At 69.5% G+C, this 23459-nt stretch carries 22 protein-coding genes; 9 read left to right on the top strand and 13 right to left on the bottom strand.

The annotated features are described in order from the left end of the window. The 5 genes from KBZ08_RS15325 to KBZ08_RS15305 form a co-directional block, all read right to left on the bottom strand. The coding region (locus KBZ08_RS15325) for a cadherin-like domain-containing protein (RefSeq protein ID WP_315861268.1) at positions 1-6693 on the bottom strand (6693 nt) is incomplete at its 3' end. An 887-nt stretch (positions 6694-7580) separates the two neighbouring features. Continuing rightward, positions 7581-7913: a hypothetical protein gene (locus tag KBZ08_RS15320; RefSeq protein WP_254974057.1), complete on the bottom strand. Its 333-nt coding sequence runs from the start codon at positions 7911-7913 to the stop codon at positions 7581-7583. A gap of 568 nt (positions 7914-8481) precedes the next feature. Further along, the gene (locus KBZ08_RS15315) at positions 8482-9153 is read right to left on the bottom strand and encodes a DoxX family protein (protein WP_254974055.1); all 672 of its coding nucleotides are present in this window, start codon (positions 9151-9153) and stop codon (positions 8482-8484) included. Positions 9154-9185: 32 nt separating this feature from the next. Continuing rightward, entirely contained in the window at positions 9186-10781 is a 1596-nt protein-coding gene (locus tag KBZ08_RS15310; protein ID WP_254974052.1) for an FAD-binding domain-containing protein, read from the bottom strand. Between the two features lie 22 nt (positions 10782-10803). Continuing rightward, on the bottom strand, positions 10804-10941 hold the full coding sequence (locus tag KBZ08_RS15305) for a hypothetical protein (protein ID WP_181280199.1): 138 nt from the start codon (positions 10939-10941) through the stop codon (positions 10804-10806). A gap of 201 nt (positions 10942-11142) precedes the next feature. Between KBZ08_RS15305 and KBZ08_RS15300 the strand changes: the two genes are divergently transcribed. The 3 genes from KBZ08_RS15300 to KBZ08_RS15290 all read left to right on the top strand — a co-directional run bounded on the left by KBZ08_RS15300 (position 11143) and on the right by KBZ08_RS15290 (position 12502). Next, positions 11143-11415, top strand: coding sequence for a hypothetical protein (locus KBZ08_RS15300; RefSeq protein WP_106222670.1), 273 nt, complete (start codon positions 11143-11145; stop codon positions 11413-11415). A gap of 61 nt (positions 11416-11476) precedes the next feature. Beyond that, the gene (locus KBZ08_RS15295; RefSeq protein WP_015108497.1) at positions 11477-11620 is read left to right on the top strand and encodes a chlorophyll a/b-binding protein; all 144 of its coding nucleotides are present in this window, start codon (positions 11477-11479) and stop codon (positions 11618-11620) included. An 84-nt stretch (positions 11621-11704) separates the two neighbouring features. Then, positions 11705-12502, top strand: a complete 798-nt coding sequence (locus tag KBZ08_RS15290) for a hypothetical protein (RefSeq protein ID WP_254974049.1) — start codon at positions 11705-11707, stop codon at positions 12500-12502. 9 nt (positions 12503-12511) lie between these two features. On the opposite strand, the gene KBZ08_RS15285 is transcribed toward KBZ08_RS15290, so the two are convergent. From KBZ08_RS15285 to KBZ08_RS15275, 3 genes are all read right to left on the bottom strand, one after another. After that, positions 12512-12724, bottom strand: a complete 213-nt coding sequence (locus KBZ08_RS15285; protein ID WP_106222672.1) for a hypothetical protein — start codon at positions 12722-12724, stop codon at positions 12512-12514. A 109-nt stretch (positions 12725-12833) separates the two neighbouring features. After that, the gene (locus tag KBZ08_RS15280; RefSeq protein WP_254974047.1) at positions 12834-13427 is read right to left on the bottom strand and encodes a pyridoxamine 5'-phosphate oxidase; all 594 of its coding nucleotides are present in this window, start codon (positions 13425-13427) and stop codon (positions 12834-12836) included. Between the two features lie 9 nt (positions 13428-13436). Further along, positions 13437-14090 (bottom strand): methyltransferase domain-containing protein, encoded by a 654-nt coding sequence (locus KBZ08_RS15275; protein WP_254974045.1) that lies wholly within the window; start codon positions 14088-14090, stop codon positions 13437-13439. 54 nt (positions 14091-14144) lie between these two features. Here KBZ08_RS15275 and KBZ08_RS15270 point away from each other — a divergent pair, with 54 nt between their 5' ends. After that, on the top strand, positions 14145-14537 hold the full coding sequence (locus tag KBZ08_RS15270; protein ID WP_254974043.1) for a VOC family protein: 393 nt from the start codon (positions 14145-14147) through the stop codon (positions 14535-14537). On the opposite strand, the gene KBZ08_RS15265 is transcribed toward KBZ08_RS15270, so the two are convergent. The 5 genes from KBZ08_RS15265 to KBZ08_RS15245 are packed head-to-tail and all read right to left on the bottom strand — an operon-like array spanning position 14524 to position 18394. After that, a complete protein-coding gene (locus KBZ08_RS15265; protein WP_254974041.1) occupies positions 14524-15399 on the bottom strand; it encodes a PfkB family carbohydrate kinase in 876 nt (291 codons plus the stop codon). The two genes, KBZ08_RS15270 and KBZ08_RS15265, sit on opposite strands and share 14 nt — an antisense overlap. Beyond that, on the bottom strand, positions 15400-16188 hold the full coding sequence (locus KBZ08_RS15260) for an ABC transporter permease (protein ID WP_254974039.1): 789 nt from the start codon (positions 16186-16188) through the stop codon (positions 15400-15402). It lies immediately after the preceding gene. Further along, on the bottom strand, positions 16188-17018 hold the full coding sequence (locus KBZ08_RS15255; protein WP_106222678.1) for an ABC-2 family transporter protein: 831 nt from the start codon (positions 17016-17018) through the stop codon (positions 16188-16190). The genes KBZ08_RS15260 and KBZ08_RS15255 overlap by 1 nt, the downstream gene beginning before the upstream one ends. Continuing rightward, the gene (locus KBZ08_RS15250; RefSeq protein ID WP_181280200.1) at positions 17015-18013 is read right to left on the bottom strand and encodes an ATP-binding cassette domain-containing protein; all 999 of its coding nucleotides are present in this window, start codon (positions 18011-18013) and stop codon (positions 17015-17017) included. Before KBZ08_RS15250 ends, KBZ08_RS15255 begins: the two co-directional genes overlap by 4 nt. Positions 18014-18073: 60 nt before the next feature. Then, entirely contained in the window at positions 18074-18394 is a 321-nt protein-coding gene (locus tag KBZ08_RS15245; protein WP_254974038.1) for a galactose oxidase, read from the bottom strand. A 294-nt stretch (positions 18395-18688) separates the two neighbouring features. On the opposite strand from KBZ08_RS15245, the gene KBZ08_RS15240 reads away from it, so the two are divergent. The 5 genes from KBZ08_RS15240 (at position 18689) to KBZ08_RS15215 (ending at position 23337) form a co-directional block, all read left to right on the top strand. Next, entirely contained in the window at positions 18689-19516 is an 828-nt protein-coding gene (locus KBZ08_RS15240) for a transglutaminase family protein (protein ID WP_106222680.1), read from the top strand. 669 nt (positions 19517-20185) lie between these two features. Next, positions 20186-20953, top strand: coding sequence for a phycobilisome rod-core linker polypeptide (locus KBZ08_RS15230; protein WP_106222682.1), 768 nt, complete (start codon positions 20186-20188; stop codon positions 20951-20953). A gap of 191 nt (positions 20954-21144) precedes the next feature. Then, positions 21145-22101 (top strand): orange carotenoid-binding protein, encoded by a 957-nt coding sequence (locus tag KBZ08_RS15225; RefSeq protein WP_254974037.1) that lies wholly within the window; start codon positions 21145-21147, stop codon positions 22099-22101. Positions 22102-22121: 20 nt separating this feature from the next. Then, positions 22122-22985: a fatty acid desaturase gene (locus KBZ08_RS15220; RefSeq protein WP_254974035.1), complete on the top strand. Its 864-nt coding sequence runs from the start codon at positions 22122-22124 to the stop codon at positions 22983-22985. Further along, complete coding sequence (locus KBZ08_RS15215; RefSeq protein WP_254974034.1) at positions 22906-23337, top strand: hypothetical protein; 432 nt, start codon at positions 22906-22908, stop codon at positions 23335-23337. The genes KBZ08_RS15220 and KBZ08_RS15215 overlap by 80 nt, the downstream gene beginning before the upstream one ends. The last annotated feature ends 122 nt before the right edge of the window (positions 23338-23459 follow it).

Raw genomic sequence — 23459 nt, 5'->3', positions numbered from 1 at the left:
GTTGGCGGCGATGGTGAGGCTGCCGACGCCGGCGATGGTGGTCGGGCTGCCGAGGGGGAAGGGACCGCTCAGGCCGGCGATGGAGAACGAAGCGATCGAGACCGGGCCATCGGGGCTGGTGGTGCCGACCAGGAGGCTGCCCGTGGCGGTGCCGCTGTCCTCGGCGATGGAGCGGGTTTCGTTGGCGTCGGTGAAATCGTCGTTGACCGGCGTCACCGTGATCAGGAACGTCTGGATGGCGCTGGTGTCGACGCCGCCATTGGCGGTGCCGCCGCTGTCGCGAAGGCGCACGGAAACGGTGGCCGTGCCGCTGGCGTTGGCCGCCGGGGTGTAGGTGAGTCGCCCGCTGGCGTCGATGGTGGGTTGGACGCTGAACAGGGCGCTGTTGTTGTTGGTGACCAGGAAGTTCAGGGCCTGGGCGGCTTCATCGCTGCCGCCGCCGCGGCTCAGGCCCGTGGCCCACCCGACCACGCTTTGGGCGCCGGCGTCCTCCAGCAGCACCTGATCCGCCCCCTTGCTGAAGGCCGGCACGTCGTTGACGGGGGTGACGGTGGTGGCCAGGGACGTGGGGTCCGAGTAGCGGCCGGTGGGCCCCAGCAGGGCCGTGAGGTTGGTGGCGGCGCTGAAGGCCAGGGGGGTGTCGGCGACGCGGAGGGTAAGGCCGCCCGGGGTGCCGTTGGCATTCGGGCTGCTGGGGAGGAAGCGGAGCGAGGCGGAGGTGGGCAGCAGCAGGGCGGCGCTGTCGGAGGGGGAGCCGATGGTGACCCAGCCGGAGCCGGTGTTGAGGTTGTACTGCCAGACGCCCTGGTTGGCGGTGGCGGCATTGCCGGTGATGGCGATGCCCCCGAAGGCGGTGGCGGCATTGGCGCCGCCGGTGACGGCGCGCTGGTCGTCGGCCGCATCCCTGAAGCCGAAGCCGAGGGCGGCGATGGTGGCGCCGGGCGGGTTGGGGTTGTCCTCGGTGGTGGCGGCGAGGCTGGCGGCGGTGGCCGTGGGCCGGTCGTTGATGTTGGTGACGCTGGTGCCGATGGTGCGGTTGACGGCGCTCCAGGCACCGGTGCTGGTGGTGCCGCCGGCCGTGGCGAGGTTGAAGCTGCTGGTGGCCGAAACGCTGGTGGTGAGGGGGGCGCTGGCATCAGCAAGACGCACCAGGAGGCGGCCGGGGGTGCCGTGGAAGTTGGCGGCAGGCAGGAACCGGACCCGGCTGGCGGCGCTGAAGACGAGGGCGGCGCTGGTGGAGAGACCGGCGCTGGGGAGGTTGATCCAGTCGCCGGGGACGGCGGGGTTGGGCGTGGCGGAGGTGGAGATCTGCCAGACCCCCTGGGCGGCGGTGTAGCTCGTGGAGCCGACGACGGCAAGGAAGGAGAAGGGGGTGGCGGTGTTGCCGCCGCCGCGGGCGGTCTGGTTATCGGTGGCGTCGGTGTAGCCGAAGCCCAGGCTGCTGAGGGTGGTGCCGGCGATGGCGCCGGCGGCGACGTCTTCCGAAATGGCAGGCAGGACGACGTTGGTGCTGGCGACGGGCTGGTCGTTGAGCGGCGTCACCGTCAAGGCCACGGTCTTCACGTCCTGCCGGGCGCCGCCGCTGCCGGTGCTGCCCTGGTCATTGACGGTCACCGTCAGGGTGGCGCTGCCGTGGAAGTTGGCCGTGGGGGTGTAGGTGAGCGAGGCCAGGGCCGCGTTGAGGTTGGCCTTGGTGCCGGTCACCGTCAGCGAACCGGTGCCGTAATTTCCCGCTGTCCGGGTCAGTCCCGTGCGGCTGACCAGGTTGATGCTGCCGCGGTTGACGCTGAGGGTGAGTCGCTCGAGGGCGCCGAAGTCGTCGGGGTCGGTGAAGCTGATCAGGTTGGCGCCGCTGAAGGCGTTGGCGGAGCTGTCCTCGACCACGATGCGGGTGGCCGGCACCGTCAGCACCGGGGCCTCGTTGGTGGCCGACACGTTCACCGTGAAGGACGCGACGCTGGTGTTGTTGCCGGTCACCCCCACGCCCTCGGCCCCGTTGTCGACGTCGAAGGCGGTGGCGGTGATCGTCACCACCCGATCCACGTTGGGATTGGCCGGGGTGTAACGGAGGGTGTTCAGGGCCGCCTGCACCTGGGCCCGCGTCCCGCGCACCTGCAGGCTGGCCGTGCCGTTGCTGGTGAGGGTGGCGCCGTTGGCGTTCCGGATCAGCAGGGTGCCGTAGGCGCTGCCGGCGTCGGTGGCGCTCAGGGTCACCCGGATGTCATCGGTGGCCCCCTGGCTGGTGTCCCTGGTGTCCTGGACGGCGAAGCCGCTGCTGATGTCGACGAAGGTGCCGCTGGCGATCACGGTGTTGGCGGGAACCGCCAGCACTGGCGCATCGTTGACCGGGGTGATGCGCACGCTGTTGTCGACGGTCACCCGGTTGCCCGCCGGCACATTGGCGTGGCCGAAATCGGTGAGGCTGGTGCGCAGATACAGGTTCCCCAGGCCACCACCGGCACCGTTGAAGTCGGGGGCCCCCGCAAAGCGCAGCAGGTTGAGGGCGGTCTGCACCGCGCCCAGCGGGCCGGTGAGGGTGATCGTGTTGGTGCCATCGCCGCTGGCGGTGCTCAGGCCGGCGATGGCGCCCAGCAGCAGCCGCCCTTCGCTGGTGGCATTGGCCAGAACCGTTCGCGCGGCATCGCGGAACAGCTGCACCTGCACGGTCACGTTGCGACCGAAGCTGTCGGCGTCGGCCAGCACGAAGCCGCCCAAGCTGACGCTGGCGTCCTCGTTGACGCTGAAGAGCGTGGGGTTGGTGATCGTGGGCAGATCGTTGAGGTTGGAGGCCGTCAGCGCGATGTCGCGGCTGATCCGGTTGCTGGCGGCGCCGATGGGCACCGGATTGCCGGCCCCATCGTTCTGGTTCACCGGTCCACCATTGGCCCCCACCCCCAGGACGCCCACGGCGCTGTAGAGGCGGTCGTCGACACTGACCCGCAACTTGAGGCTGCTGGCGTCCAGGTCGGCGCCGAAGGCCACCGTGAGGCTGGCGAGCACCGCATGGATTTCGCTGCGGGTGCCCTGCACCACCAGGCTGTTGCTGCCCTTGCCGCTCAGGAAGGCCCGCGCTGAGCTGGGATTGGCTGAGGTGAAGGAGATCAGCCCGGAGGGCACCACCGCATTGGCCCCATCGAGCAGCTGGGCCTCGATCCGCAGCACATCGGTTTCTCCGCTCCCGATCGTGTCCAGATCGCTGTCGGTGGCGCGCAGCAGCCCGCCGCTGGCCACGGCCACCGGGGTGGAGCCGCTGCCGAAGACGTCAAGGGAGCCCGGGGAACTCAGGCTGGGCAGGTCGTTGGCGGGCGTGACGGCGATGACAAAGGTGCCGGGAATTTCGTTGGTGGCACCGCTGATCGGGTTGTCGCCACCGCCGTCGCTCACCCGGAAGCTGAAGGCATCGCTGCTGGTCTCGGTCCCGTCGTGCAGGTAGGTGATCAGGTTGTTGTCGAGATCGGCCTGGGTGAACACGCTGTTCACACCCAGGGCACGGCCGTTGAGGAACAGTCGACCGTTGCTGGTGGGGGACGTGATCCGGTACTGGCGCTGGATCGGACTGTTATCGGAATCGCCGTACGCCAGCCGGAGTGCCGTGCTGCTGCTGGCGCTTCCAGTGATCACACCGCGGGAACCTTCCGCCACGGTGAGGGGGGTGTTTTCGATCTCAGCCGGCGGGTCGTTCAGGGGCGCGATCGTCAGGGGCACCGTCACCGGGGCGCCGGGGGCGTCGAAGCGGTCGAGGGGGGTGAAGACGAAGCTGTCGGCCAGTTCCCCGGGCCCGTCGTTGCCGCTGTGGCGGTAGCGCAGACGCCCCGCCGACAGCTGGCTCTGGCTGAGGCGGAGCGTGGCGCGATTGAGGCTGCCGCCGCTGCCATCGCCGATCACGGTCCAGGCGCCGCTGCCGGTGGCGTCGAACTCGAGCACGCCGTTGGCTGGCAGGGTGTCGATCCGCAGCCGTCGCTGGTCGGCTGTGTCGGCCTGGGAGAAGCTGCCCGGATCCCAGAGGGCATCGGCGCCGGGGTTGGGGTTGCCGGGAGCTCCGGCGAACACCTGCTGTCCCGAACCATCCACGTCGGCGATGGTGATGTCGCGGCGCTCCGCCGCCCCCAGCAGCGGTCCGGGGCTGGAACTGTTGAAGGTCAAGGTGCCCCCTTCCACCAGCAGGCTGGTGCTGCCACTGACGCTGGCGCTGGGGGCATCGTTGATCGGCGTGACCCGGATCGCGAAGCGGAAATCGCTGGCTCCGTTGCTGACGACGCTGCGGCCATCACTGATGTTGAAGCGGAAGCCGGAATCGAAGACTTCCCCTCCACCGTGCACGAAGGTGAGCCGCCCGTTGTTGATGTCGTCCTGGGTGAAGACGTCCAGGTTGTTGAGGACCACGCCGTTGCGCTGCAGGCTGCCTCCTGCGGGCGCGGCCGTGAGCCGGTAGACCCGCTCGGCCGGGTTGCTGTCGCTGTCGCTGATCGCCAGATCCGTCGCCCGGATCGTCACCGTGGCACCTTCACTGGTGCGCAGCAGGTTGTTGGTGGCCAGGCTGGGGGCGGCATTGGCTGGCAGGGTGGTGGGCGCGTTGCCGCCGCCGCTGCTGCTGGTGCCGAGGGGATTGCGGTAGGTGAGGCTGAAGCTGATCGGCGTCAGCGGATCCCCCGGCAGGGGCTGGGGCGAGCTGTTGGTGTGGATGCCGCCGTCGCGGGTCTGGGTGAAGCCGCCGGGAAGCAGGCCGATGGCGCCGTCCTCCACCGTGAACGTGAAGTCCGCCGTGGTGCCCGATGGGGTGCCGTTGACGAAGTTGAACCGCAGCCGACCGGTGTCGATGTCGTCCTGGCTGAAGCTGCCGCCGCTGAGCAGGCCCACCCAAGTGCCGCCACGGAACACCTGCAGCTGCCCCCGGGCCGGATCCGCTGCCGCCGTAAGGGTGTAGGTGAGGTTGGAGGACGGCGAATCCGCATCGCTGACCCTCAGGGCGGCGGCCGTGATCGCCGTGCTGCCGGTGGGGGTGACGATCGGGTTGTTGGCGGTGAGGGTGGGGTCATCGTTGACCCGCTGCACCGCCAGGGTGATGACGGCGTTGCCGCTGAGCACCCCGCCGGTTCCCTGGCCGCCGCCGTCGTCGCTGACGCGGACGCCGAAGCTCTCGTTCGGGGGGAAGCCGCCGTTGAGGTCGTTGCCGTCGTGGTCGTAGGTGAGGCCCGCCAGCGAAGGAAGGGTGAACGGTGCCGTGATCGGGGTGCCGTTGTAGCGGAGCGTGCCGCGCAGGGGCAGGGAGGTGATCACGACCGTGTGGGCCACGCCCGCGGCCTGGTCGGCATCACTGATGCTGAGGGTGACCGGCACCCCCCGCTGGCCCTCGAAGACGGCAACCGAGCCACTCACGGCCGGTGCCTGGTTGACGGGGGTGAGGCTGATCGGCACGGTCGCCGAAGCGATCCGCCCGCCGGCTCCATCGTCGACGGAGACGGTGACGGCATCACTGTCGCTGCCGGCGATCACCCCGGGCAGCACCTGGGAGCCGTCATGGGTGTAGGTGAAACTTCCCCTGAAGCTGCCTGAGAAGCTGGAGCCCACCACCAGGGGATTGCCATTGAGCCTGATGGTTCCTTTGCCCGGCAGGGAGGTGATCCGGTAGATCACCTGCTCGGGCAGGTTGTCCACATCCGAGAGGGTGAAGTTCGCCAGCGTGAAGTTGGAAGTGCCGCCTTCCGCCACCACCAGGGGGCTGGTGACCAGGGTGGGGGCATCGTTGACCGGGGTGACCTGGATCGGCCCGGTGGTGAGGCTGATGGGGCCGTCGTCATTGGTGAGATCGGTGGCGGTCAGGGTGAGGCTGGGCGCCAGCGGCGTGTTGACGCTGTTGGCGTTGGCCGCCGGCGTGAACAGGAGGCTGGCGATCGCCGCATTGATGGCGGCCAGGCTGCCTTCCAGGGTGAGATCGGCGCTGCCGTTGCTGCCGCTGGTGATCAGGGCGGCGCTGGCCAGGGTGGCGGTGCCCCCCGTGGTGGTGATCCGCAGCCGCAGCGTGATGGGGCCCCCACCGTTGTCGCTGTCGGCCACGCTCAGGCCGGTGATGGCCAGGGGGGTGTCCTCGGCGGTGATGCGGGTGCCGACGAAGCTGTCGCTCAGCACCGGGGCGGCGGCGAACTCCGCGGCCAGCCAGCGGCCATCGATCAGGAGCTGGTGCTGGTCGTTGTCGGCCAGGATCGCCGCCCGCTGCGCCTCAACCAGGGGAGCACCGGTGACCAGGGCGGCGAACAGGGCGCCCTCATCCCCCCGGGTATCAAGGGGGCCGTTCAGCCACTGATCGATGGCGTGACCCACTTCCTCCAGCAGGACGCGTTGGATGGCCTCCACGGAGGTGGCCAGGGACAGCCAGTTGGCATTGATGTAGATCCTCTGCCGCCCATCAGGATCGCCGGGTGTGTAGGCACCGCTGGCGCCTGAGAGTTCCTCTCCGCTGCGCCGTTCGATCGCCAGCTGAAGGCCTGGCCCCCGCAACACCTGAGCGAGCGAAATCACCCGGGACTGGAACTGATCGGAATCGGTGCCGGCGGTGGCGAACGACTCATTCAGCAGATCCTCATAGTCATCCCGGAGGGGTAGGTCTTCGAGGATTCTGTTGACGTTCGACAGGGCGCTGGTCCAGAGCCGCTCGATGTCTCCCGGCAGGGTCAGATCGAGAGATTGTTGCGGCACGAACTGTCGATACAGGGGTTCGCTCCAGGCCGCAGCGGAAAGACTGGCTTGACCCGAAAGTCCTGCCAGGAGCTCAAGCCTGAGGATGTTCATGCCTTGATCTGGCCAACAGTTCGCGTTGTCGGGATCTTATTCCACCGACCTCACTTGTCAGGAGCATGAACAGGAGATGGGCTGTTTCGATGTCACGGGGAAGTTCTAGAAATCACGGGTTAAGAACATTAAAGCTGTCGTAGAAAATCTTTATAGCGCCCCAAGAAAACACGTTTTCAGCCACGACATACGCGGTTTATCGCTAGGAAATCGAAAACAAAAGTGTGATCAGAAACTTGCTTCGGTGTCTCTATGGCCTTGAATCCCCGGTCTCGCTGTCCCCCGCTTCCGCCCGGTCTTCGAAGTCCATCGGAGGTCCCCTCTCCCTCCTTCCTTGCTTCGTCCTCGCAGCGGCCGTCGCCATCGGCCCGGCCCGCGCGGCGACCTGCCCCGATGGAACCGAGGCGGAGTTCTGCCTGCCCCCCGTCACCCCACTGCCCCCGACGCCTTCGCCGTCCACCCCGTCGCCTTCGCCGGCGGCCTCGGTGGCGCCAGGCCCCGCCGCGCCGATCCTCCCCCTGCGGGTCGATGTCGACCGACTCGATGCACGGCTGCTTCCCCTGGGGATGGGCATGGGCTGGCGCAGCTTCAGCCGTGATCTGCTGGAGCCCCTGCCCCAGAAGGTGCGTGAGTCCTCCCCCCTGGCCGCCCCGGAGGCCGAGGGGCCTTCCGCCTCAGCCTTCCGCTTCAGTGTTCAGCCGGGGGGCTACTTCGGTGCGCGGGACGGCTGGCGGTTTCAGGTGTTCGCCAATGGCTTCGGCGGTCCCCTCCTGGGCGGTGTCGCCGGCGGCCCCTCATCGGCGGGCGGGGCCCAGACGGGTCTGCGTCTCGACTACGCCCTGGGCGATCTGGTGATCGGCGCCTTCGGTCGCTTCGGATCGCTTCAGGCGGAGGCAGGCGCTGTCAGTGATGTCGGTGTCCCCTTCGAAGGCCGCTCCGCCAACGGCACCCTGGCTGGTGGCGGGGTGCTGATGCAGTTCTCCAAACCCCGTTGGTTCGTCGGGGCGGCCCTGGGAGGCGATGCGCTGACGACCGATCAACCGTTCGGCATCAGCAGCTCCAACGCCATCGGTGCCCGCTACAGCACGGCCTCGGTCGGCGGCAGCGCTCTCCATCTGGCCACCCATGTCGGGGGCAGGATCCGGCTGTCCGATCGTCAGGTTCTCGAACCCAGCGCTCTGCTCACCCTGACCAGCCTCTCGCTGGGGGGTGCGACGGTCTTCGACGGGTTCACCAACCGCTTCTGGAGTGTGCCCGCCTCCAGCAGCACCGTCGGCACCGCCGACATCGGTGTCACCTGGAGGGCCCCCCTGCCCCAGGGCAGGAATCTGCTCACGCCCTCGGTGCGCCTCAGCTGGCTGGGGGCAGGATTTCTGGGCCAGGTCCCTCCCAATGGGGTCACGGACGAAACCGCTCTGGCCACCACGCTGCCCGCGGGCCCCATCAGCCAGAGCGGTGGACTGGGACTGCAGGCGGGCCTGGCCTACACCCTGAAGGACAACACCACGTTCTTCATCCGAGGCGGCGCCGGGTTCTATGGCGCCGGCACCGCCTGGGATGTCGGGGGCGGGGTGCAGCTCCGCTGGGGGGGGAGCACCCCGGTTGTCCGCAGGCAAGGCGAGGGGATCCGAGCCATCCACGGCCAATCCCTGAACGCTCCCACCGGACCTGGTCAGGACGGTGGCTGGAGGGCCCTCAGGCCCCTTCCCCCATCAGTCCGTAAGCCGGGGTCTCTTCCGTTGCAACGTCCTCGACAGCGAGGGAATCGCCGGTGTCCTCCAGCAGCCCCGCGACGATGCCGGCATCAAACGAGTAGCGGCCCGGGCCGACCAGCAGCAGGGCCAGGCTGCCGCCCAGATAGAGCACCACCAGCTCCAGCACGTAGATGTTGAAACCGCTGGTGAGAATGTGGTGGTAGGAGGCCACGGCCATCGTGCCGGTGAGGGCCAGGGCCCCGAGAGGGGACAGCAGACCGAGAATCAGCAGCCAGCTGCCGAAGATTTCCGAGTAGCCCGCCACGTGGGCGAGGACCAGGGGGAAGGGCAGGTGCAGGGGGACCACGTAGTTGGTGGCGAAGGCCTGCGGGTCGGCCAGCTTGTCCTGGCCGTGGTGGATCATCATCGCCCCGATCGCCAGGCGGAGGATCAGCAGTCCGAGGTTGGCCAGCCGTCCCTCCCGCAGGACGTAGGCCTTCAGGGCCTGGCGCACCGTGGCGGCGATGGGGGTGGCAGGGGCCGGATCCGCACGCTCCTCCAGGCTGCTGGGCACGAGTGCGGCGGCCGTCGGACGGTTGAGCGCCAGCACCCACAGGGCGATGAAGGCGGTGAAGAAGCCTGCGAAGAGCTCGAGCAGGAGCGTGGTGGTCATGGCACCGGGAGATTTATGAAGATTCTGGCGATTTAGGTAAAGGAACGTGAAGCACCCTCCAGGTCCAGGCCCAGGTCCAGGCTGAGCTGGCCCTCGGCCACCGGCGGCTGCCGGCGACGGCTGCCGCCGCTTCTCCCCCTGCCGGAGGGGGGTAGGCCCGAGCGGCGCGAGCCGTGCCGTTCCTGGATCGCATCGGCGGCGTCGCCGAAGCCGGGCTGGCGGCGCAGGCCCCAGAGCCGTTCCCGGGCCTCCCGGGCGGCGGCGGCCACCTCCACGATCGGGGCCGGGTAGTCGAGGCCGATGCGGCAGCCGCTGGCGGCCTGGGTGGCCGAATCCATCCGCCATGGCTCGTGGCGCCAGATCGCGGGCACCCCGGCCAGTTCCGGCAGCCAGCGCCCCAGAAACGCACCCTCGGGGTCGTGGTCGCGGCCCTGCTTGATGGGGTTGTAGATCCGGATCGTGTTGATGCCCGTGGTGCCGCTCTGCATCTGGCACTGGCTCCAGTGGATGCCGGGTTCGTAGTCCACGAACTGGCGGGCCAGGTGCAGGCCGCTGTCGCGCCAGTCGATCCAGAGGTGATGGCTGGCGAACGACAGCAGCATCGCCCGCATGCGGAAGTTGATCCAGCCGCTGGCCCGCAGGGCGCGCATGCAGGCATCCACGAACGGCACCCCGGTGCGCCCCTCGCTCCAGGCCGCCAGCCGCCCGGGGTCGGTGACGCGCAGGTGGCGGGTGGCGGGGTGGAGCTCCAGGACCTCGATCGTTGGCTCGCTCTCCAGCTTCTGGATGAAGTGGCAGTGCCAGTGCAGGCGTGACAGGAAGGCGTCCAGGGCCCGGGGCCAGCCCGCGGCGACCTCGGCCGGCACCGTCGCCAGGGCCGCCCGTCGGGCCCGGGTGGCCTGGGTCACCTCCCCCATCGACAGGGTGCCCCAGGCCAGGTGGGGCGAGAGCCGCGAGCAGCCCTCGAAGGCCGTCAGGGGACTGGAGAGCCGGCGGTGGTAGCTCCGGCCCCGCTGGCGAAGAAAGCCATCCAGCAGCTCAAGGCCGGCCCGCCGACCACCCCGCTGCCGGGCCGGACAGGGGTCCGCCGCCAGGCCCAGATCGGCGGCGCTGGGCAGCTCCCGGGGGGCGATCCCCGCCAGGGGTGGCAGGGCGACGGGCGCCTCCAGCAGCGGTTCGGCCATGCGCCGCTCCCAGTCCCGGGCCCAGCCGCGGCGATCCCGTCGTCCCCGGGTCACCCCGAAGCTGGCCACCTCCTGCCAGGGGATCCCCCGTTCGCGGGCCCAGGCGGCCACCCGCCGGTCCCGGGCATAGGTCCAGAGGTTGCCGGTCTCCTGGTGGCTCCAGAGGCCGGCGATACCAAGGCGGCGGTGGGCGGCCTCCAGCACGGCCACCACCTCGCCGACCCGCACCACCAGCGGCTGCCCCCGTTCGGCCAGCGCCTGCCGCAGCTCCTCCAGCGCCTCCCGGCAGAAGCTCCACTGGCGGCCCGAGCTGTCCGGTTGGCGCCACAGCTCCGGTTCGACCACGTAGAGGGGCAGCACCGGTCCGCGCCGGGCCGCTTCCACCAGGGGGCGGTGGTCGGCGAGGCGCAGATCGCGCTTGAACCAGACCACCTGAAGCGCCATCACCACAGCCCAGGAGTCCGTTTCAGCGTTTCGGCAGGTCGCTGGGCCGCAGCACCACCACCACCACGCCCACCACCACCATCACGATCAGCACCGCCGCCCCGGCCAGGGGCAGCACCGTTTCCGTCTCCATCCGCCCGGCCGCCGACTGCCCCCCCATCCTGGTGCGGCCACCCGGGCAGCGCGCCAAAAAAAAAGGACAGGTCAGCCAGACCCGCCCCCGATGAACGTCTTAAGAATTGTAAAGCTTGTGTTGTGTCGGCCGTGAGCGGCCCTCCAGCCGCAGCCTCTGGCGCGTTCCGCCGCGGTCCGCGGTTGCCCGGAAGCCGCGCCACAATCTTCACGTTCCGTTACATCAGCCATGACGGTCGGCGAGCTCTACCTCGAATCCCTGTCCACTGGCGTCATCACCCCCGCCGAGCTCTCCTGGCTCACCCACGGCCAGGACCGCTTCTCCCGGCTGGAGGAGGCCACGGCCCTGCGGCTGGGCCGCCTGCTTGACCAGGGGGACATCCAGCTGGGCTGTCGCCTGGCCCCCACGGCCGACGCCTCCGAAGCCATCGCCTCGCCGGCCCCGGCCGCCGGGGTGCTGGAGGAGTGGATCGAGCCCCTGGGTCGCCGACGGCATCGTTGACGACAGTCACAACGCTTCACGATCGTTTACACTCCCTTCAAGTTTCGCAACGAACCCACCCATGTCTGACTCCACCACCCGCTTCGGCTTCGTCGCCTTCGCTGAAACCTGGAATGGCCGCCTCGCCATGCTCGGCTTCGTGATCGGCCTCGGCACCGAAATCCTCACCGGCCAGGGCATCCTTGCCCAGATCGGCCTCGGCTGAGTCTGGCTCCTGCCTTCGTCCGCATCGGCCCGGGTGGTTCTGCCATCCGGGCTTTGATGTCTGCGGCGTTCCCCCCGCTTCCCCATGGCGCACGCTCTCGTCTTCGTACTGGCTCCCGAGGGAGGCCTTCCCGGTGACGGCGCCGCCTGGGAGGACCTACTGGCGGCCCAGCGTCTCGGCGTCCGCAGCGGCATTGCCCTGCGCATGTTCCGGGTGCCCGGCGAGACATCCCTCAACCTGGACGACCTGGTGAGCGCCGGCCAGGCCAACGTCAGTGGGGCCGACCCCTTCGAGCCCCTGCGCCCCTCCCCCTGCCCCGAGGAGCCGGCGGTCCCGCCTGCAGATCCGGTGCCGCCTGCAGATCCGGTTCCGGCGCGGCGGCTGATCTGCGATGCGGTGGTGCCCCACCTCGAGCCCCGCGCCCTCTGGCTTGGCGCCTACGAGCTCAGCGGCCCGGTGCGGCCGCCGAACGGAGGCCATCCGGCCGAGGGCCTGGCGATCGCGTCGGTCCGCTGTCTCGACCAGTTCTCCCTGAGGGAAGCGGACAACGAGACCTGCTGGTTCTACCCCACGGAGAACGGCGACTATCTCTGCTGGGAAAATCAACGCGCCCTCGAGCTCTCCCCTGGCTACCCCGCCGATTCCTGCCTGCAGGAGGGGCCTGTCGCCTATCAGCGCAGCGACCTGCAGCTGCTCTGGTCCCTGATGGCTGACGACCAGGCTCTGACCTGTGTGGGGCTCACGTATCAGAAGCGGCGCATCGAATGGCCGGTGGCCGCCAGTGATCCGGAACCCTTCGCCACCTGGACCGCGTTCCGGGTGGATGCCATGGCCGATGACACCTACCGGGAGATGGCGAACATCACTGTTTTCCCGGCCTGAGCGGCGGCCTCAGCCGGCCTGCTCGTAGAGCTTCTCGAGCCTCTCTCGGCTGAGGTCGACGTAGAGCACCTCCTCGCCCTGGGCCGGTGCTTCCGGGTGGCGCTGCCGTGGCGAGGGGGTGGAGGCGGCGCTGCGCAGGTTCTGGGTCATCAGGGCGAAGGCCCCGCCGGCGATCACCGCGAAGCTCACCATGTAAACGATGGGAAACAGGGCATCCAGCATGGGTCGCTCGCTTTCCCCCACAATAATGTAACGATCTGTTAACTGTGGCTGCCGCGGCGGCGGGGCAAGCTCCCGGGCTCAGCTCAAGGACGCGATTCAGGGAACCAGTTCAGGGATTGAGCCACTCCTCCTGCCAGCCGTCGTCGGCCCGCCAGTGGCGGCGCCGGTGCGGGTGACCGCTCAGTTCCAGCAGCTCCACCCGCTGCAGCCGCACCCGCAGCAGCTCGAAGTGCTCCGGACGCGGGGTGTCCTCCCCCAGTTCCCGCGGGAACGGGCCCACGCTCTGGAGGGGTTCCCCCGGCGCCGGCCAGCCCCACAGGGCCCGGCCCCGGGGGGTGAGGGCCTGCCAGTGGAAGGTCAGGGCCCGTTGCTCCTCGTCGCCATCGAGCGGCAGCCGCTGGCCCCGCAGACGGAACTGGCTGCGGGCCCTGGGCAGCAGCCAGCAAAGCTCCACAGGGGCGGTGCCGGCGAGCTCGCCACTCTTGGCGCTGCGACGGTCGGTGAGCAGGTCGAGGCAGGCCGCGCCGGCCCAGCAGCGGAACACCAGGGTGCGCACCCGCGGGGTGCCGTCCGCCGCCACGGACGCCAGCTGCAGCCAGCGGGCCTGGGGGGAGCGGCCCTGCCGCTCCAGGGCGCCGCGCAGCAGCGCTCGCCAGGGGGGCAGCGGCTCCACTGGTTTCGGTGACGGGAGGGATTCGGACATCGGCAGGACCTATGGCGTCGGTTTTTCGGCCACCACGGCGAAGAAGGGATCCCCCTGCCCCCCCAGCCAGCCCATGGGCCCCTCGGCCCGGGTCGGCTCGGCGATCAGCTGCGGTGCCGGCCAGCCCTGGGCCTGCAGCACCCGGCTCACATAGGCCAGATGGTCCCGGTCACTGCCGTCGGTCCAGATCTGGGGGGCCTTCTGGAAGAACATCCGGTTCGAGAAGGCCACGATCACCTGGCCGCCGGGGCGCACCACCCGCAGCAGTTCGGCCGCCACCGGCTCGGGGCGCTGCAGGTACTGCCAGCCCGCCACCATCAGGATCGCATCGACGCTGGCGTCCGCCAGGGGCAGGTGCTGGTCCTGGTTGAGGTTCTGCAACCAGTACCGATCCAGTCGCGGGTTCGCCGCCAGTTCGGCCCCGTTGAGGCCATGGCCGATCACCTCTTCATAGGTGATGTCCTCCGGCAGGTGGCTCACCCAGCTGCTCATCAGATCCAGCACCACCGCGCAGGGGGGGATCCGCTCCCGGTAGAGCGCCGTCAGCCGGCGGCGGAAGGCAGCGTCGAGGTGCTGCACGAAGCGGGGTTCGGCATAGAAGAGGGCGTCATCGGAGCTGTCCAGCTTGCGCCGCTCCGCCTCGTTCAGCACCTGCACCGCCATGGCCACCGGGGATCCGTTCTGCTGCCATGGTGGCGAGCCCCGGCTGCTTCCGTCATGACGCCCCCCGCCCCGGCGCCCTTCCTGGTGCTGGCCGCCGATGCCCCCGAGCGGCTGGCCGCCTTCTACGGCGCCCTGCTGGGGACGGACCCCCTGAGGGGCTTCAGCTCCAGCCACTGGCGTCTGCCCTGGCCGGGAGGGGGCCATCTGGAGATCTACGCCCCCTCTCGGCAGCGTCCCCGCCCCCGCGCCGAAGGCCGGCTGGCCCTCTGTTTCTCCCGCCCGGCGGGTGAGGCCCCGCCCCTGCAGGTGCTCCACGACTGGCTCGCCGTGGTGCTGGCCCTGGGCGCGGTGCCGGTGGAGCCGCCGCGGCAGGAACCCTTCGGGGCCGAGGCCTGGCTGGCCGATCCGGAGGGCAACCGCCTGCTGCTGCTGGTCAGCGGCGGCTGAGCCGCAGCTGGCTGGCGTAGGGCCCGCGGCCATCAAGGCAGGCCGCCCCGCAGTGGGCGCCGAGGCTGATCGCCTGCCGCAGGTCCCAGCCGGCGGCCAGGGCGGTGGTGACGCCGGCGGCGAAGCTGTCGCCGGCGCCATAGGCATCCCGCACCGGCCCCGTGCGGTGCACGGCGGCATAGCGGCCGCCGGGAACCAGCACCCCGCCCCGCTCGGCCTCGGTGCCGATGCGCAGCCGTGGCGGCAGATCGAGATCCTCGGGCCGGTAGGCCTCGCCGGGGTCGGTGGCGCTGCCGATCAGGGCGTCGAGGGTCACACCCGCCTGCCGCAGGGCCGCCAGCCGCACGCGCGGCGTCGCGGCCAGCACCCGGGCCCGCCGCGCCAGCCGCAGGCCGCCGGCATCGGTGGCGGTGACGAAGACGCCGTCGGTCTGAGCCAGCCGGTCCCAGGGCAGTCCATCGGCGGCGGTGGGCATCAGCCGCTCGCCGATCACCGTGATCGTGCGCTCGCCGGCGGCGTCGATGAAGGTGAGGCCCCGCCGGGTCGGGGCCGCCCGCCAGGCGATGTGCAGCTCCAGTCCCAGGGCCTCGAGCTCCTCGGCGGCCCGGCGCCCTAGGGCGTCCTCGCCCAGGGCGGTGAAGAAAGGAACCCGCGCTCCCGTGAGCCGGGCCATCTGCACGGCCACCACGGCACCGCCACCGGCGGGCAGCTCACAGAAATCCTCGGCATGGAGGATCTCGCCGGCCGCCGGCAGATGGTCCACGCCGATGAAGCTCACCATCTCCACGTGGCCCACCACCGCCAGGGCCAGCGGGGGAAGCTCCGGCAGTTCCTCCAGAGGCAGGGGGACGAGGGGCTCCATTCAGCTGGAGGCGGAGGTGTAGAAGCGCAGGGCGAACTGCCAGAAGCGGCGGCTCACCAGCACCGAGGCGATGGCCACCGCGCCACCGGCCAGCAGCCAGGGGCCGGAGGCCCGTCCCAGGATCGCCTCGGCCGGCACGGTGGTGAGGAAGGCCACCGGCACGATGAAGGTGAAGAAGGCCCGCAGGCCGGCCGGGAAGGCGCTCACCGGAAAGCGGCCCGCCACCAGCACGCTGCGCAGCACTTCGGTGGCGTTCCAGATCTTCACGAACCAGATGCTGCTGGCCGCCAGCACGAACCAGAGGCTGTACAGGATCATCAGGCTGGCCACCAGCATCAGGGCCGCCCCCAGCAGGGTGAGGGGCGCCGGGGTGGCGCCGGCCTTCCAGGCGGCGTAGCCGATCAGGCCGGCCCCCAGGGCGATGCCGGGCAGCCCCCAGGGGGAGAAGGTGCGGGCCGAGAGCCAGAACTGGCTGTCGATCGGCTTGAGCAGGACGAAATCCAGGCTGCCCGTGCGCACGTGGGCCACGATCGTGCTGAGATTCGGCTGCAGCAGGGTGCTGGTGATCCCCTCCAGCAGGGTGTAGACCCCCAGGACCACCAGGGCCCCCTCCCAGCTCCAGCCCCCCAGGGACTGGCCGCGCCCGTAGAACAGCGACAGCACGAAGATGCTGCCCACGAGATTGCCGGCCGTGGCCACCAGCTCGATCAGTAAATTGGCCTGGTACTCCAGCTCGGCCGTCAGCGAGGCGATCCAGAACACCCGCAGGGTGGTGAGATAGCGGCCCATCACGCCCCCATGGCCGAATAGTGGCGCAGGCCCCGCCGCCACAGCAGCAGGTTGATCGGCAGCAGCAGGGCGGCCCATGCGGCCATGGCCGCGAAACTCTGGAGCACCGGCACGGTTTCACCGGCCAGGATCCTGGCGGGCACATCCACCATGTACGGAAAGGGGGTCCAGAAGGCGAAGTTGCGCACCCCCTCGGGATAGAGGGCCAGGGGGGCCACCAGGCCGGAGAGATAGAGGTAGGGCAGATAGAGGAGGCGCTCCAGGGCGCTGGCCTTCTCGCTCCAGAAGCACACCATCGTCAGGGTGAACTGCATCAGGAAGCGCAGGGCGAAGGCCGCCAGGGTGGCCAGCAGCGTCAGCAGCAGCGATGGCAGCGAGGGCCACCAGAAGGCGGCGGGATAGAGCAGGAAGAACAGTCCCACCAGCAGCGCCACGAAGGGGAGCCGGGTGGCCTGCTCCGAGAGGTGGGCGGCCACGTAGCGCCACACCAGGGGCAGGGGCTGGAGCAGATACGGGGACAGGCGGCCGTTGAGGTTGTCCTCCTCGAAGGTGTACATCACCCACACGATCGTGAACTGGCGCACCACGAACGCCGACAGGAAGTAGCGGGCCAGCTGCAGGGAGCTCATCCCCAGCCCGCCGCCGGCATCCACGGCGCTCCACAGGCCCAGCATGATGAACGGCAGCACCCCCGAGAGCGCCCACAGCACGATCTCGGCCCGGTACTCGAGCATGTAGGCGTACTGGCTGGAGAGCAGCACGGCGGCGATGCGGCGGGCGTGGCCCAGCCGCTGGCGCAGGGGGCGGCGCAGGCCAGGGACCCCGCTCATGCCAGGGCCCCCTGATGGAACAGCCGGCCGATGATGTCCTCGATCGGTGGGTCGGACACCGACAGGTCGACCACGGCCAGGTCGGCCAGCAAGCGACCCACCTGCTCGGTGAGCCGCTCCCGCGGGATCAGCAGCCGCACCTCCCGGCCCTCGATGGCCTCGACCTCGCCGTAGCTGGCGAAGGCCTCGGCCCCCATGGGTGCATGCAGCTCCAGGCGCACCTCCCGGCAGGGCGCCAGCCGCTGGGTGAGCGTCTCGAGGCTGCCGTCGTAGAAGAGGTGGCCCTCGTGGATCAGCAGCACCCGGGGGCACAGGGCGGTGATGTCGGCCATGTAGTGGCTGGTGAGCAGCACGGTGGCGCCGAAGCGGCGGTTGTAGTCGGCCAGAAAGGTGCGCACCCGGGCCTGGGCGTTCACATCCAGCCCAAGGGTGGGTTCATCCAGGAACAGCACCGAGGGGCGGTGCAGCAGGGCCGCCAGCAGCTCCGCCTTCATCCGCTGGCCGAGGGAGAGCTTGCGTACCGGCCGGCGCAGTTCGTCCCCCAGTTCGAGCATCTCCGCCAGCTCGGCGATGCGGCGGCGGCTTTCCGCCGGAGGGATGCCGTAGACGGCCGCGTTGACCCGCAGGGAATCGAGCGGCGGCAGATCCCAGATCAGCTGCTGCTTCTGGCCCATCACCAGGGTGATCTGACCGAGAAACGCCGCCTCGCGGCGGTGGGGCTGGCAGCCCGCCACCTCCACCGTGCCGCTGGTGGGGTGGATCAACCCCGTGAGCATCTTGAGGGTGGTGGTCTTGCCGGCGCCGTTGGCCCCCAGGAAACCGACGAACTCCCCCGGCTCGATCGAGAAGCTCACGTCCTGCACGGCCGCGATCAGGCGCTCGCGGCGATTCACGAAGTGACGCAGGGTGCCGGCCAGTCCGGGTTGCTTGTCGGCCACCCGGTAGGTCTTGCCGAGGCCCTGCGCGCGGACGATGGCCATGCGGTCGGGGGCCATGCGGACGGGATCGGGCAGGGCTCACCCTAATGAGGGCCCCGCCTCCTCCGGAGGATGACCTCAGGCGGCCTCCGGGCACCAGCCGGAGCTTCGCTGCCGGGGCTCGAGCCAGCTCGGACAGCGCTGGGTGAGATGGTCGCCGTGGCAGATCAGGGCCTGATGCCACTGGCAGCTCAGCAGGGGGACGTCGTCGGCGCCGGCGTGGTGACGGAACCACTGGCAGGTGAGGCAGACGTGCCGGCTGCGGCTGGGGAGCAGCTGCTCGGGCCCCAGATAGGGCCAGGCGTCGCGGTGCGAAGCGGGGTGTGGTGCGGGGTGCGGTGCGTGGTGCGGTGCGGGATCTGGAGCGGGATCCGGAGCGGGGACTGGGAAGGAGGCCATGGCCGCGGAAAAAGTACATCCGTACTAGCAGGAATCGGTCCTGGAGGCCAGCGCCGCGGCCAGTGCCGCCACGGGGGAGCGGCTGTCGAGTGGCTGCGGCGCTGGCCGCCGCCGTGGCGCTGCAGTTCCCCCGCGCTGCCGCCGCCGTTCCGCTGCCGTTCCCTCCCCGGCGACGTCGCCACGGCCACCGCACCGATCCGGGCCACGGATCCCGGCGCGGAGTGCCGCCACGGAACCCCGCCCGGGGGGCGACAATCGACCGCTGGGGCCGCCCCCGTTCGCCATGCCCTTTCCATGCTGATCCGGCTCGGTTGCGAACTGACCCTCTCCTGCTGGGCGCCGACGCCGGTGCTGGCCCTGGTCCACCCCCATGGCAGTCGCCTGGACGACCGGCGCGGTCCCGAGCGGCTGCGGCTGAGCCCCGACCGGATCGCCGAGGTGCTCACCGATGCCGACGGCAACCGGGCCTGCCGCTTCGTGGCCTCCACGGGCAGCACCACCCTGGGATTCGAAGTGGTGGTGGCCGACCCCGGCCTGCCCGATCCGGTGGCGCCGGAGGTGGGGGAGTGCCCTGTGGGGGCCCTGCCGATCGTGACCTACCCCTACCTCAACCCCAGCCGTTACTGCGACACCGATCGCCTCGCCCAGGTCGCCTGGGGACGCTTCGGTGGGGTCCGGCCTGGCTGGTCGCGGGTGCAGGCCATCTGCGACTGGGTGCACGAGCAGCTCCGCTTTGACTACGGCGCCGCCCGCAGCGACAAGACCGCCCACGACGCCCTGCGAGAGGGGCGCGGCGTCTGCCGCGATTTCGCCCATCTGGCCATCAGCCTCTGCCGCTGCCTCAACATCCCCGCCCGCTACTGCACCGGCTACCTGGGTTACACGGGCACGGCGCCCCTGCCCGAACCGGTGGACTACTCGGCCTGGTTCGAGGCGTTCCTCGAGGATCGCTGGCATGTCTTCGACCCTCGCCACAACCGGCCCCGCATCGGCCGGGTGCTGATCGCCCGGGGTCGGGATGCGGCGGATGTGCCCTTCCTGCGCTCCTTCGGCGACCACCAGCTCACCGGCTTCCGCGTCATCACCGAGGAGCTGGCCGGCCCCGAGTCGCCCCGCCCCTGATCGCGGCGGCGCCGATCCGGCCGGGCCCGGGCGCCGGCGAAGTGTGGAGAATTCATGCGCTGGGCCAGCCTGGTGGGCTTCGGGGGCAGAATCGCCCTGAGCTCAGGCGCCATCGAGCCCGTCGAACGGTTCCTGATCGCAACCCCTGACACCAGGCGGCCGGGTCCGCCTTCTGCCCCCCGCAGCCCCTGGGGCCCGCCCATGGGGTCGGGGTTGGTGCCCCTGTTCAGCCTGACCACTTCAGCCTTGGGTTTTTCTCCCTGACTCCCGCGGATAAACCAATGGGTTTACGGATCGATGAAGCCACGTTTCTGGAGCGAGCCCTGTCCCGATTTGGCGGGAAATATGATTATTCGCAGATCAACTACAAGAGCTATCGCAGCCCAGTCAAGATACGTTGTCTGGAGCATCCTGTCCGGGAGATTGTGATCACACCGGAACGCCATCTCCAGACCACCGGAGGTTGCAAGTACTGTCTCAGAAACTATCGCAACCAGACCCTCGAGCGGGTCCTGAGGCTGGACTGCGAGCCCACCGAGCGCCCTGCACCCCTGCAGGGGTCCCCCTTGGCGACCCCGAAAAGTAAAGCTGTGTGAGGGATCCGGCCGGTCGCCCAAGGCCACTTTTGTTCACGGTTATCTTTCCGGGTCATTCACCCTGACTCCCTCCATGGCCCTTCCTCTGCTCGCCGCCCGACCCTCGAGCCTCAATGCCAGGGTGCCGAGTTTCGCGATCGCCAGTGAGGAATCCCCCCGCCAGGCCGTCGCCACCCTGGAGACCCGCAAGGCCTCCGGAGATCGCCTCAGCCTCGACGTCCAGATCGAGCAGGCCTACCGCCAGATCTTCTTTCACGCCTTCAAGGTGGATCGTGAAGTGGTGCTGGAATCCCAGCTGCGCAGCGGACAGATCACCATGAGGGATTTCATCCGTGGTCTGCTGCTGTCCCGGCGATTCCGCGAAGGTTTCTATGAATGCAACAGCAACTATCGCCTGGTTGAACAACTGGTGGGCCGGGTGCTGGGGCGGCCGGTCTATGGCGACCAGGAACGGATCCGCTATTCGATTCTGATCGCCGAGCACGGGCTCGTGGCCCTGGTCGATGCCCTGCTCGATTCGCCCGAGTATCTCGAAGCCTTCGGGTACGACACCGTTCCCTACCAGCGCTCGCGGGTGCTGCCCGGGCGGGCCCAGGGGGAGCGCCCCTTCAACCAGCAGGCGCCCCGCTACGACGGCCGCTGGCGTGACGTCATCGCCAGCAGGGCCCCCCGCGGCTCCAGCCCCTGGTCCCCCGGCACGCCCCGTCCCGCCTGGCTCGGGGAGCAGCCCTCGCCCCTGGCCCGCCAGATCTGGCAGGGTCTGGTCACCGCCGGTGGCTTCGCCATCACCGGGCTGGTGCTCTGGACGGCGGCCGCCATGCTCAGCACCGGGGCGCCCTGAGCGTCGCCCGCCGTCAGGAATCAGCGGAGCGTTCCGCTCCGCAGCACGGTGATGGGGATGGGTGTCTGTCTTGCTGTGCTGACGGACACAAAATCGTGCTTCCCTTGACGTCAGGCGGTGGCAGCGCCCTCGCCGCCACCGCCATGCATTAGGATTTGTAAAGATTTCTTGACCTTCCGGAGGTGCCTGTCATGTTCACGCTCGAAAAAGCGACCCAGATCTTTCCGGACACCCTTTCGGCCGATGTGGTGCCGGCCCTCACCGCCCGCTTCAGCCTCCTGTGCGCCGAGGACCAGCTGGCCCTGATCTGGTTCGCCTATCTCGAGATGGGCAAGACCATCACCATCGCAGCCCCCGGCGCGGCCCGCATGCAGTTCGCCGAGCCGGTGCTCAACCGGATCAAGGCGATGACCTTTGCCGAGCAGAGCCAGGTGATGGTCGACCTGGCCAACCGCTCGGACACCGAGATCTGCCGCACCTACGCCATCTGGTCGGTCAACATCAAGCTCGGCTTCTGGTACCGCCTGGGTGAGTGGATGGAGGAGGGCATCGTCGCCCCCATCCCCGAGGGCTACCAGCTCTCCGCCAATGCCGCTGCGGTTCTGTCCTCCCTCAAGGGCATCGACGCAGGGCAGCAGATCACCGTGCTGCGCAACTTCGTCGTCGACATGGGCTTCGACCCCAGCAAGGTGGACGGCAGCGAGCGCATCGCCGAGCCGATCGTGCTGCCGACGGCGCCCGAGCAGCGCACCAAGGTCTCGATCGCCGGCGTCGACAACGCCACGATCCTCTCCTATATGGATCTGCTGAATGCCAACGACTTCGACCAGCTGATCCAGCTGTTCCTCCCCGATGGCGCCCTGCAGCCCCCCTTCCAGCGGCCCATCGTCGGCACCGACGCCATCCTGCGCTTCTTCCGCGAGGACTGCCAGAACCTCAAGCTGCTGCCCGAAACCGGCGTGAGCGAGCCCTCCGATGGCGGTTTCACCCAGATCAAGGTGACCGGAAAGGTGCAGACCCCCTGGTTCGGGGCCGGCGTCGGCATGAACGTGGCCTGGCGTTTCCTGCTCGATCCCGAGAACAAGATCTACTTCGTGGCGATCGACCTGCTGGCCTCCCCCGCCGAACTGCTCAAGTTCGCCCGCTGAGCCGTCCATCCATCCTCCCCATGCCGGCGGGTCCCGTGACCGGGGAGGCGATGGCCGCTCCGGTTTCTCTGGCAGGGGGAGGTACGGGTCTGCTGCTCGGCACCGGCATCTTCGCGGCCTGGCTCGCCACCCTGGTGCTGGCCCTGCTGGCCGATCCCGCGGGCTGGACGCCGTTGACGCTCGCGCTGACCATTGCCCTGCGCACGTACCTGCAGACGGGCCTGTTCATCCTTGGCCACGATGCGATGCATCGCACCCTGGTGCCCGGCAGTTCCCAGCTGAATGATGGACTGGGCCGGCTGGCTCTGCTCCTCTACGCCGGCCTTCCCTATGGCCGCTGCCGCCGCCAGCATCTGCGCCATCACCGGGTCCCCGGCAGCCGCCGCGACCCCGACTTCCGTCGAGCCAGCGGGGATGGGGCCCTGCGCTGGTACGCACGGTTCATGGGCAACTACCTGTGTCTGGGGCAGCTGGTGCTGCTGCTGGCCAGCTGGCTGGCCGTGGGCGGAGGCCTGATGCTGCTGGAACCGGGACGGGCGCTGGCGGTCCCCACCTTCTGGGTGCTGCCGCTGGTTCTCAGCTCGTTCCAGCTGTTTCTGTTCGGCACCTATCTTCCCCATCGCAGTGGGGGATTCACTGCGGATGGCCGCCATACCGTTCGCACGCTGGGGTACCCCCACCTGCTTTCACTGCTGGCCTGTTACCACTTCGGGTACCACCGGGAGCACCATGCCCACCCGACGGTGCCCTGGTTCCGACTGCCGGAATTGCGGCAGCGGCTGTCCGGCCGTCACGGCCCAGGTCGTGGCCACCCTGATGACCAGGGTGATGGGCTGGGTCCTGGCCCAGTTGACGGCTCGCGGGCGCTCCGGCCCGGGCGTTAAGGTCCGAATTCAGCTGTTGAGACCCATGGTGAGTGCGGTGCTGGAGTGGACGGATCAGGAGCAGCAGGTGGCACGCCGCGCCTTCGACAAGGCCCACTCCAGAGCCGCCATCGGCATCATCCGGGCCGTCCAAGACCATGCCGACCGCATGGATACCGTGGAGGACTGCTGGAAACTGCATGACTTCCTCAGCATTCAGCGCCATGAGATCGAAGGACGTTTTGATTTCCGCCTCCCTGGCCTGCTGTTCGTCTTTGCCAGCCTGGTGAAGGATGGCCTGCTGCAGGTCGAGGAACTGGAAGGACTCGAGCGGGACAAGCTCAACAAGATCACGGCGATGTCCCGCATGTGAGGGGGACGCTGCAGATCTGCTGCACCCCCCGGGCGGGATCCCAGTCACCGGCGCCCTGGGGTCGGTGCCCGCTTTTCCAGACGGTTCCCCCGACCCGGGCCCCCCGGGGTTGGGGGCCGCGG

Source organism: Cyanobium sp. Candia 9D4 (assembly GCF_024346155.1).
Classification (GTDB): Bacteria; Cyanobacteriota; Cyanobacteriia; order PCC-6307; family Cyanobiaceae; genus Cyanobium; species Cyanobium minutissimum.
This window is presented reverse-complemented; position numbering and strand designations above follow the sequence as displayed.